The organism is Bradyrhizobium sp. Ai1a-2, assembly GCF_000426245.1.
Classification (GTDB): Bacteria; Pseudomonadota; Alphaproteobacteria; order Rhizobiales; family Xanthobacteraceae; genus Bradyrhizobium.
In genome coordinates this window covers 1-10,456 of the sequence record NZ_AUEZ01000135.1, presented here as the reverse complement: position 1 = coordinate 10,456, position 10,456 = coordinate 1, and the positions used below count along the sequence as shown (strand labels likewise).

The following is a 10,456-nucleotide window of genomic DNA, read 5'->3' as shown; positions in this document are numbered from 1 at the left end:
GGATCATCGGACATCGCCTCGAAGATCCGCCACCAAACGCCCTTGATGCTCCATCGACTGAAGCGCCGAAATACGCTGTTCCAATCCCCGAACACTTCCGGAAGGTCGCGCCACGGAGAACCCGTACGCACGATCCACAATACGCCTTCAACAAACATCCGATTGTCGCGCCCGGTCGAGCCCTTCTGGTCGGGACGACCTATGATCAGCGGCGCCATCCGCTCCCACGCCGCGTCGCTCAAAACCAAACGATCCATCACACCCAAGGCCGCCTCCCCAAAAGCAGCCTTGAATCTGATTTGCTCCTAAAAGGGAATCCTTAGAGTCCACACCACCTAGCGGATTCCGTGTAGTGAGCGGCCTCCTGCCGTTATCCTCGACCTCAGAGGGAAGATTTGTCCGCTGGATTCGGGTAAACTCGCCATGGATTGAGCCTTGCGCGCTCTCAATCACTTCCGCCCTCACATGGTAGTCTTGAGCCAGTTGCCGCTCGCGGTCTCTGAGGCGCCTTACGTTTGATATCTGATTGAGGGCTTCGCTTAAACCTAACCTTGCACGTTCATGTCGCGTCGCCCTGTAAAACCGAAACGTAATTCGCCTGTCCATGTAGTCCGCCTCTGCCCAGTTGTGGCCAAAATTTGGCACAACCGGTACGTCAGATCTATAGAACAAATAGAGAACATTCGCCGCTTGGTCAAGGCTCCCAAGGCTTTTTTCTCCCGAAGGTCAGTAACTTAGACTTTGGTCGAATTGGGACCAATCTCGCTCAAAGAACAACACGTTGACTCCAGCGCTTTTATTGTTACAAGTTATCCTTGTAACAAGTTAGGGGGCTACGATGCCTGTGATCCGTATTTCCGACGAGACCTACGCTCGATTGAAGAAGCATGCACAGCCGTTTGAGGACACGCCAGAAAGCATCATCGTGAAGGCGCTTTTGGCGCTAGAAATGATGGACGGAGAATTTCCCCTTCCTGTGCAGCCTCGCGCGACGAAGCGAAGCGACTCCCCAAGGCTTCCGCAGAAGGAATTTCGTCTGCCGCTGCTGATGACGCTCCTCAAGTTCGGCGGCAAAGCGCAAGCAAAGGACGTTCGGAATCTTCTCGGCCCGATCATGGTTCCGAAATTAGCCGAAGGTGACTTTGAGAGCGTATCAACGGGTGATCCGCGCTGGTGGAACGCAGCATGCTGGGAGCGCAGCGAAATGGTCAAGGAAGGCCTGATGCGCGACGATTCCGAGCGAGGCGTTTGGGAGATTAGTGAAGAGGCCAAGGGCCTTGCTGCGACTTTGAATGAGCGCGACGATAAGAACAGCTACGTGCTCGCAAGAGGACAGCTTCACGAGATGGCCGCAAGATATTGGGAACGTCCGACAGGAGCCCGTCCGTTTGTCATGGTAGGCGAAGCTACTTTCGATCCTATCTTACTTCGTCGCGTCAACGAACTTTCACTGTCGGTCCGATCCGAAAATTGCTTGAAGAACGCGGGCATCATTTACATCGGTGATCTGGTGCAGCGAACCTTGAACGACTTGGTGTGCGCTCCGAACTTCGGTCGCAAGTGCGTCAACGAGATCAACGAAGAACTTGCGCGGTTTAATCTCAGAATTGGAATGATCCTACCAGGCGATTCGGTTAAGCCTTTTGACGGCGATGCGGGGGTCTAGGGCAGTCTCGGCGCCCGGCGATATTTCGCAGCGCCTGCTGATCTGACTCGAATACGCTCGCGCCGTTAGGAGTCCCCTGGATGGCATACTTGCGACGCCCTTCATGAGGACTTCCGCGTCCGCCCAAACTTCTGCTAGTAACATCTTCTGCAAAGCGGCGTGGCGGCGGAATAAATGCCGCACAACGGGAGGAACTGGTAGAATGTTCTCGCATGTGATGATCGGAACCAACGACCTCGACAAGTCCAAGGCGTTCTATGATGCGCTGCTCGGCACGCTCGGCGTGAGGCCGGGATTTGTCGACCGCCATCGCGTGTTCTGGCGCACGAAGACGGGCACCTTCTCGGTGTCGAAGCCGATCGACGGCAACGAGGCGACCCATGCCAATGGCGGGACGATCGGCTTCGTTGCGGCATCGAAGGACGAGGTCGATGCCTTCCATGCGAGCGGCCTCGCGAGCGGGGGCAAGACCTGTGAGGATCCGCCGGGCATCCGGGAAGGCGGCGGAGTGCAGCTCTATATCGCCTATTTGCGCGATCTCGACGGCAACAAGATCTGCGCCGTGCATCGGATACCTTGAGCGGACGGTGTTATTTCGCAGGGCGGGTTAGCGTTAGCTCGCTTGACCTCTCCCGCTTGCGGGAGAGGTCGGCGCGCAGCGCCGGGTGAGGGCTCTCTCCACTCGGGGAGTCCCAATGCGGAGACACCCCCACCCCGGCCCTCCCCCGCAAGCGGGAGAGGGAGCGCAGCTTCACCGGGGACCACCTTTCAACCTGATCGGCGATTGCGCTGGCGTAACGCGCCGGCTCTCTCGCGTGGTTCGGCGGAGTACGCTTCGCTAATCCGCCCTACCAACGTTCAGCGGCCTAACAACTCCGCCACGCGGTGATCCTGGGCGAGCACGGCATCAGCAATCGAAAACGCATTTTGCGCGAGAGGCGTGCCAATCACGTCGTCGCGGCACAGCGCTCGCCCGACGAGAGGACTACGCGCAACGGGCATAGCGCTCGCATTGATTACCATCATCGAAGGGATGCCCTCCATCAGGCGGTAGGCCAAAGCGATGGCGATCCGATGCTGGGCGCTTGTCCCCTCCCCCCATTGCCCGATGATCAGTTCAATGCTGGCGCCATGATCCGGTACGTGCTCCAGCGTCCAGTGGACGAAGTAGACGGCCACACAGCGGCCATCGGCGTAGGCTTCGCCCCACACACAGCGGCTGCTGTGACCGCAACAATCGCAGACACCGGTATCGTTTGATCCCGTCGGGTCGATCTCGATTTTGCCTGCCATGTCCGGCTCCCTGCCCGAGACGCCAGTTAGTTTGCCACTATGGTACCTGGGAGGCGGCAGCTTCTCAAAGAACCGAATTCAACGGCGTTGGGGGATTGGCAGCAGCGGGCATTGCGGTTGGTCCGGATTGATGGGTTTCGCTTCGCTCTACCCATCCCACGCACTGGATCTTTACCTCTCCCGCTTGCGGGAGAGGTCGGCGCGCAGCGCCGGGCGGGGGGCTCTCTCCACACGGGGAGTCCCAATGCGGAGGCACCCCCACCCCGGCCCTCCTCCGCAAGCGGGAGAGAGAGCGCAGCTTCACCGGGGCCACTTTCAATCTGATCGGCGATTGCGCTGGCGTAACCCGCCGGCTTCGCGTGAACGGCGGATTGCGCTTCGCTAATCCGCCCTACGCACTACGCATCTATATCTACTCTGCCGCCTGTTGGATCGGCTGCTCCAACCCCTCCAGCACCTTCGGCGGGGACATCGGCAACGCGTAGAAGCGCTTGCCTGTCGCGCGGTAGATCGCGTTTGCGACGGCGGCCATCACCGGCACCAGCGGGACTTCGCCGACGCCCTTGACGCCTTGCGGGTGTTTCGGGTTCGGGACTTCGACCAGGATGGTGTCGAGCATCGGCAGGTCCGAGCACACCGGCATGCGGTAGTCGAGGAAGCCGGGGTTATCGACCTTGCCGTCGCTGCGATAGATGTATTCCTCGTTCAGCGCCCAGCCAATGCCCTGGGCGACGCCGCCCTGGAGCTGGCCTTCGACATAGCCGGGGTGCACGGCGCGGCCGACGTCCTGCACGGCGGTGTATCTGATCACGCGGGCGATGCCGAGCTCGATATCGACCTCGACGTCGCAGATGTGGGTGCCGAAGCCGCCGTCCGCTCCTTGCGTGTTGAGCTGCACGCCGGCGCCGATCGGGCCGCCCTGCATGGGGGCCTTCTCGGCGAGGTCTTCCAGCGTCAGCGGCTCGAACTGGCCGGCGTTCGGCGACGCCGGATGCGCGGCGCCGTTCTCCCATTTCACCGCTTCGGGATCGATCTCCCAGATCTTGGCGGCGCGCTCGCGCAGCGTGTTGATCACCTTCTCAGCCGCCTGCGTCACCACCATCGCGGAGGCAAACAGCACGCGGCTGCCGCCGGTGAGGTTGGAGAAGCCGACGGTCTGGGTGTCGCCGATGATGACGGAGACGCGGCGGTAGTCGATGCCGAGCAGCTCGGCGCAGATGTTGGCGATGCCGGCGCGCGAGCCGCCGATATCGGGGTGGCCGGTGGTGACGACGACGTTGCCGTCCTCAGTGATGTTCACTTGCGCCGAGGATTCACCGCCGGCGTTGAACCAGAAGCCGGAGGCGACGCCCCTGCCCTGCAGCTTGCCTATTGGCGTGCTGTAATGCGGCGCGGTCTTTGCGGCTTCCAGCGTCTCGATGTAGCCGATGCGGGGGAAGACCGGGCCGTGCGCGGCTTTCGTGCCTTGCTTCGCCGCGTTCTTCAGGCGGAAGTCGAGCGGGTCCATGTTCAGGCTTTCCGCGACCTCGTCGAGCACGCATTCCACCGCATAGGCGCCGATCGGCGCGCCGGGCGCGCGATAGGCCGCGACCTTGGAGCGGTTGGAGCAGACGTCGTAGCCGACCGACAGCACGTTCGCGATGTCATAGGGCGCAAAGCTGCACCCCGCAGCGCCGCGGATCGGCGAGCCCGGAAAGGCGCCGGCCTGCAGGTAGAACGTGCCTTGCGCGGCGACGATGGTGCCGTCCTTCCTGGCGCCGATCTTCACCGTGTTCTTCGAGCCTGAGGTCGGCCCGGTGGCGCGCATCACCTCCTCGCGCGTCATCACCATCTTGACCGGGCGGCCGGATTTCTTGGCGAGCAGCGTCGCAAGCGGCTCGAGATAGACGATGGTCTTGCCGCCGAAGCCGCCGCCGATCTCGGCGGGGATGGCGCGGATGTCGCTCTGCGGGATGCCGGTGAGATAGGCCGTCATCGCGCGAACCATGAACTGGCCCTGGCTCGAGCTCCAGATCGTGGTCTTGCCGTCGGCGGCGACCGAGATCAGGCAGGCGTGCGGCTCGATATAGCCCTGGTGCACCGGGCGCGTGGTGAAGGTGCGCTCGATGATGACGTCGGCCTGTTTGAAGCCCGCTTCGATATCGCCCTTCTTGTGCTCGAGTTGGCCCACGATATTCGACGGCTTGCCCTGGAAGGTGATGGACTCGTGCAGGATCTGGGCATCGGGCCTGATCGCGTCGTCGATCTCGATCGACCAGGGCAGGACCTCGTAATCGACCTCGATCAATTCGCAGGCCTTGGCGGCAATCGCTTCCGTGGTGGCGGCCACCGCGGCGATGGGGTGGCCGGGGAACAGCGCCTTGTCGCGCGCCATCACGTTGCGGCACATCCAGCGCATGTCCTGGATGCCGAGCATCACGGACTTGTCCAGCGGGAAGTCGACGACGTCGCGCGAGGTGACGACGGCCTTCACGCCGGGCAGCGCCTCGGCCCTGGAGGTGTCGATGGACCGGATGCGCGCATGCGGATGCGGGCTGCGCAGGACCTTGCCCCAGATCATGCCGGGCATGGCGGTGTCGGCGGCGAACGCGGCGCGCCCCGTGACCTTGTCGACGCCATCGGGACGGATGGTGCGCTGGCCGATCCACTTGTTGTTGACGACGATGTTCATTGCGCGGCCTCCCGCATCTCGGTGGCAGTTTCGAGCACGGCGCGGACGATCTTGTCGTAGCCGGTGCAGCGGCAGAGATTGCCGGCGAGCCAGAAGCGGACTTCCTCCTCGCTCGGGTCGGGGTTCTTGGCGAGCAGCGCCTCGGAGGCAACCAGCATGCCGGAGGTGCAGATGCCGCACTGCAGCGCGGCCTGCTCCAGGAACTTCTCCTGCAACGGATGCAGCCGGCCGCCGCGCGCCATGCCCTCGATGGTCCTGATCTCGTGCCCTTCCGCTTCGGCGGCCAGCATCAGGCAGGAGCAGACCAGCCGGTCATCCAGCGTGATCGAGCAGGCGCCGCAATCGCCCGAGGCGCAGCCCTCCTTGGAGCCGGTGAGCGCGAGCTGGTTGCGCAGCGCATCGAGCATCGTGTCGTGGGGCTCGCAGAGGAATTCCAGCGGCTCGCCGTTGACGGTGGTGGAGACGTGCAGCTTTGCCATTTGTTATTTCCCTTGCGCGCGTTCTGCGGCGATGTTCGTGGTGCGCTTGAGCAGCACGCCCGCGATCTGGGTGCGGTAGGCGATGGTGCCGCGCTTGTCGTCGATCGGACGGCAGGCGGCGCGGCAGGCATTGGCGGCGGCGGTGAGCGCGGTGTCATCGAGGCGCGAGCCGATCAGCGCCTGCGCGGCCGGCTCGACCAGCAGCGCGGTCGGCGCCACTGCCCCAAGGCCGACGCGGGCGTGGGTGCAGACGCCGTCCTTCAGCGTCAGGCTGACGCCGCAGCCGACCACCGCGATGTCCATCTCGGTGCGCGGGATCATGCGCAAATAGGCGTCGCTCGAGCCAGGCGGGCGCGGCGGCAGCGTGAAGGAAACCAGGATCTCGCCGGGTTTCAGATTGGTGCGGCCGGGACCGGCGGGGACGTCCTCGACCTTCAATTCGCGGCGGCCGTCCGGGCCCTGCACGGTGACGATGGCGCCGGCCGGCGAGGCGTTGCAGAGATTGCCGCCGGCGGAGGCGCGACCCTGCACCTGCGTGGAGCCGATCAGGTTCACGGCTTCGAGGACGCCGGGCCAAGTCTGCCTGAAGCGCGGATGCTCGGCCAGCACGGCGCCCGGCACCGCGGCGCCGATGCGGAAGCCGCCGCCCGAAATCTCTTCGACGGCAGTGAGTTCCCTCACCTTCTTGATGTCGACGATCAGGCCCGGTTTCACCGCGCCCGAACGCATCTGCACCAAGAGATCCGTGCCGCCGGCCAGGATGCGCGCGGCGCTGCCCGCCGCGGCATAAGCGCCGATCGCTTCATCAAGCGTCTGCGGCGCGACGTATCGGATATCGGTCATGCTCGTGTCCGATGCCTCCCTCGTTGTTGGTTGCTGCCCTCTGCGGAGCCTGCCGAAAGACTACACGCCGGCACGCCATCGGAACAGCCTCCGAGCCCGGACGAAGTGGCGGGCCCCCATGCGCAAAGGGAATTTGCACATCAACAAGCCGCCGCCTTCACACAAAACGGTCATGATCGGCGCCGTCACCGGCGCCCCTCGACGGCGCCCGTTGCGCCCATCGGTCGCGTGCGTGCCCATACTTCATGCAACCGCGGCTAACCGCACATTAACCCTGTCAGCCGTAGGGTCTTGCCGCGCCGGGAGGCCGGTTGTCGGGTGGCGGTGATGTCGTTTGCACAAAAGAAACCTACGGTCTTCCCGGCACAGGAAGAACGGCGGCGGTTCCAGCGCGTCAAGGTGCACCTGCTCGGCCGCTACATGCTGCCCGACCGGCGCGAATTTCCTTGCCAGATTATTAACATGTCTCCGGGCGGGCTCGCGCTGCTGGCGCCCGGCATCGGCAATGTCGGCGACCGCGTGATCGCCTATCTCGACCATATCGGCCGCGTCGAGGGCAGGATCACCCGCATCATCGACAACGGCTTTGCGATGACCATCATCTCGACGCCGCGCAAGCGCGACAAGCTCGCCGCCCAGCTCACCTGGCTCGCCAACCGCGACATCCTCAACCTGCCGGAAGACCGCCGCCACGACCGTATCGTGCCGCGCAATCCGATCGCGCTGCTCACGCTGGAGGACGGCAGCAAGATGACCTGCCGCATCATCGACCTCTCGCTGTCCGGCGCGGCGATCGCCGCCGAGAACCGGCCGCCGCTGAAGTCGCTGGTGATGCTCGGCCGCGTGCAGTCGCGCGTGGTGCGAAACCTCGACGACGGCTTCGCGCTCGAATTCGTCCACGAGCAGTCCGCCGAGACGCTCGAAGACGCGGTTACCGCCCGGTAAAGCCAGCGGGCCCGAAATTCCCTGATTTTTAGCCGGAATAAGGCGGCATCCGCGATGGCGGACGCCGCCTTTGCCTTGTCTTGCACCCGCCGGATGCGGTTAACGCGGGCGCGTTCGGCGACGAGAAAGACCTGCTGGAACAGCGCCGGACACGTTAATGCGTAAAATTTGAATCAATTGCGGTTGTCTCAAATTTTAGTCGATTTTGCTTCAAGTATAGTTCGAATTTGCCGCCAGCTTTACTTGCATTCGCGTCAAATCACCTTTGCCGATTTAGCCGCGGCGCAAAACCTTTGTGAGAAACGTGGTCCCAACAAGAAAAACGGGGGCCACAATGGTTTTCTGGGGACAGGGGAAAGGATGGGCGGTTGCCGCCATCCTCTTCGGATTGAGCGTCACCACCAGCGTCGCGGCGAAAGCGGGCGACGTGGTCTATGCGAGCCTCGGCGATGCCACGCGTTCGCCGATCGGCTGGGTCGAATTCTGCGCCGAGAACCCGGGCGATTGCCGCGGCGGTGCGACACAACCGCGCGACATCGTGCTGTCGCAGAAGGCGTGGCGCGATCTGTTGCGGGTCAACAAATGGGTCAACGAGACCATCAAGCCGATGACCGACATGGATCATTGGGGCGTGATCGAGAAATGGTCGTTGCCGACCGACGGCTACGGCGACTGCGAGGACTACGTGCTGCTGAAGCGCAAGATGCTGGTCGACGCCGGCTGGCCGCGCGAGGCGCTCCTGATCACGGTCGTGCGCGACAAGAAGGGTGAAGGCCACGCGGTGCTCACGGTGAAGACCGACAAGGGCGAGTTCATCCTCGACAACCAGAACGAGGACGTCGTCGCCTGGACCGAGACCGGCTACCGCTTCGTCAAGCGGCAGTCGCAGAGCGATCCTAACATCTGGGTCTCGCTCGGCGACAACCGCCCGGCGGTGGCCACCGCCAGCTCCCGACAATAACGGAACATCTGAAACCGCGACCCGGTCACATCCCCACCCCTCCCCGTCCCAGACCGGTTCGCGCGCGGCCAGGCTTCCCCCAAAGCCTGGCCGCAACTTTTTTGACCGCACGTGTGGAACGGCAACGAAACAATTGGCGCGGGAGACGAAACCGTTTTCCGGCTCTATCGAAATTCTGCAGAAACAGGCGCCCACTATCTTTGCGTCGGGTGCTGGAGAACGACGATCAGAAGGTATTGCGGGGACGCTTTATTTGAGGTGCGCCATGCGTGAAGAATTTGCCTCTTATAGCTTTCTCGCCGTCACCATTGCCGGGATCGTCCTGTTGTGCTCAGGCCTCGTCGCACTTGCGTTGACGTAATCGAGGGCGACGGGCGCACCTCTCGCAGACTCTGCCAGCGGCGGCGCCCGAATATGTCCCCTTGAGACATTCCGACCGAGTCCGCAAACGTTGCCATCGATGAAGAGCGGAAGCGATGGGCCGCGACTTGAAATGTCGCGATTGGCTCAAGATCAACACGCGCATGATCGATGAACGATAAAATCTCTCAACTACGTGTTGGCTAGCGGCGGCTCGAAGGGAGCCGCACGCTGCCAATGCTTGGCGTCACCAGCCGTAAGCGTAGCCGGGATAGGAGTAGTAATAGGTCGGATAGCTCCAATATGAATTGTAGGTGGGATAGCCCCAGTACGAATTATAATTGGGGTAACCCCAGTACGAAGGATAGGTATAAGGACGCACCAGATAGCGCACGTTCGTCGTCGCGGCTGGTGCCGCCGCCTTGATCGACATGCCATGGATCGGCGCGGCAGACGATTCAGCCGTGGCGGCCACTGCGAGCGGAACAGCAATTGCGAGTGCAATCGCGAGTCTGCGGGCTTGAATATTCATGAAAAGCTCCTGTTCATGTTAGATGTGAGTATCCACCTGGGATAATGATGGGGTGGGATGCCTACAGAACGATTTCGGCGATCCGGAATCGCGTTACGCGGGTAATGACCGAACTGTTCCTGCACGCTCAGGTCTGGTGGTGGCACGAAGCCAAGCCCCACGACCCGCCACTGGACCGGAGCTGACACGGACGCGTTACGTCGCCTCTTGGCCCCGACCCGACCTCGCCGCTGGAGCCGCCAACGTCTGCTTCAATGCAAAGCGCGCGGAGCTCGGAGCAAGCCGTACCGTCGGCTTTTCACCGTTTGATGATGGGCTATGGGCCGCGCCGATTGAAATGGCATGCAGCCAAATTGATGAGGGATTGATGCGTCGTCCGTGAAGAATCGCCCAAGCCATTGATGTGGAGTCGATTTTTCGGTCGTGAGGGGGTTTGAGATTGCAAGCTTTCGGGGTTTGACGCCGCAAAAGCTTGCAAATCTGCATTTGAGGATACCGCCGAATCGCGCGTCGTGATTCCCTCGGTCTGACCGGAGGGGACGATGAAGCCAAAGGAACGACGCGACAGCGGACAGGCCGATCTTCTGCGCTCCCGGCTGGACGCGATCCTCGACATGGATCATGCACTGGTGAAGCTTTCGCGGACGATCGACTGGTCGGTCCTGGAACAGCGGTTCGGTGCGGTGTATGAGGACAAGGCGGGCCG

Annotated in this window: 10 protein-coding genes and 1 pseudogene; 5 read left to right on the top strand and 6 right to left on the bottom strand. The window is 62.6% G+C overall.

The window, feature by feature from the left end:
* A partial coding sequence (locus K288_RS0140810) for an IS5 family transposase (protein ID WP_043162123.1) occupies nt 1–266 on the bottom strand: 266 nt, incomplete at its 3' end.
* Nucleotides 267–838: 572 nt separating this feature from the next.
* On the opposite strand from K288_RS0140810, the gene K288_RS54420 reads away from it, so the two are divergent.
* Nucleotides 839–1,666, top strand: a complete 828-nt coding sequence (locus K288_RS54420) for a DNA-directed RNA polymerase subunit alpha C-terminal domain-containing protein (protein ID WP_027584570.1) — start codon at nt 839–841, stop codon at nt 1,664–1,666.
* 202 nt (nt 1,667–1,868) lie between these two features.
* Nucleotides 1,869–2,246 (top strand): VOC family protein, encoded by a 378-nt coding sequence (locus tag K288_RS0140800; protein ID WP_027584569.1) that lies wholly within the window; start codon nt 1,869–1,871, stop codon nt 2,244–2,246.
* A gap of 278 nt (nt 2,247–2,524) precedes the next feature.
* Here the strand turns inward: K288_RS0140800 and K288_RS0140795 are convergent, their stop codons facing one another.
* The 4 genes from K288_RS0140795 to K288_RS0140780 form a co-directional block, all read right to left on the bottom strand.
* Entirely contained in the window at nt 2,525–2,959 is a 435-nt protein-coding gene (locus K288_RS0140795; protein ID WP_027584568.1) for a hypothetical protein, read from the bottom strand.
* A gap of 412 nt (nt 2,960–3,371) precedes the next feature.
* Nucleotides 3,372–5,630 (bottom strand): xanthine dehydrogenase family protein molybdopterin-binding subunit, encoded by a 2,259-nt coding sequence (locus K288_RS0140790; RefSeq protein ID WP_027584567.1) that lies wholly within the window; start codon nt 5,628–5,630, stop codon nt 3,372–3,374.
* Nucleotides 5,627–6,109 carry a (2Fe-2S)-binding protein gene (locus tag K288_RS0140785; protein ID WP_027584566.1) on the bottom strand — a complete coding sequence of 161 codons (483 nt, stop codon included), beginning with the start codon at nt 6,107–6,109 and terminating at the stop codon, nt 5,627–5,629. Before K288_RS0140785 ends, K288_RS0140790 begins: the two co-directional genes overlap by 4 nt.
* Nucleotides 6,110–6,112: 3 nt before the next feature.
* Nucleotides 6,113–6,943, bottom strand: a complete 831-nt coding sequence (locus K288_RS0140780; protein WP_027584565.1) for a xanthine dehydrogenase family protein subunit M — start codon at nt 6,941–6,943, stop codon at nt 6,113–6,115.
* 336 nt (nt 6,944–7,279) lie between these two features.
* On the opposite strand from K288_RS0140780, the gene K288_RS0140775 reads away from it, so the two are divergent.
* The gene (locus K288_RS0140775) at nt 7,280–7,897 is read left to right on the top strand and encodes a PilZ domain-containing protein (RefSeq protein ID WP_027584564.1); all 618 of its coding nucleotides are present in this window, start codon (nt 7,280–7,282) and stop codon (nt 7,895–7,897) included.
* 334 nt (nt 7,898–8,231) lie between these two features.
* Nucleotides 8,232–8,858, top strand: coding sequence for a transglutaminase-like cysteine peptidase (locus tag K288_RS0140770; protein WP_027584563.1), 627 nt, complete (start codon nt 8,232–8,234; stop codon nt 8,856–8,858).
* A gap of 607 nt (nt 8,859–9,465) precedes the next feature.
* Here the strand turns inward: K288_RS0140770 and K288_RS0140765 are convergent.
* Nucleotides 9,466–9,750 (bottom strand): hypothetical protein, encoded by a 285-nt coding sequence (locus tag K288_RS0140765; RefSeq protein WP_027584562.1) that lies wholly within the window; start codon nt 9,748–9,750, stop codon nt 9,466–9,468.
* A 542-nt stretch (nt 9,751–10,292) separates the two neighbouring features.
* Here K288_RS0140765 and K288_RS55235 point away from each other — a divergent pair.
* A pseudogene (locus tag K288_RS55235) lies at nt 10,293–10,456 on the top strand (IS5/IS1182 family transposase); the annotation flags it as partial.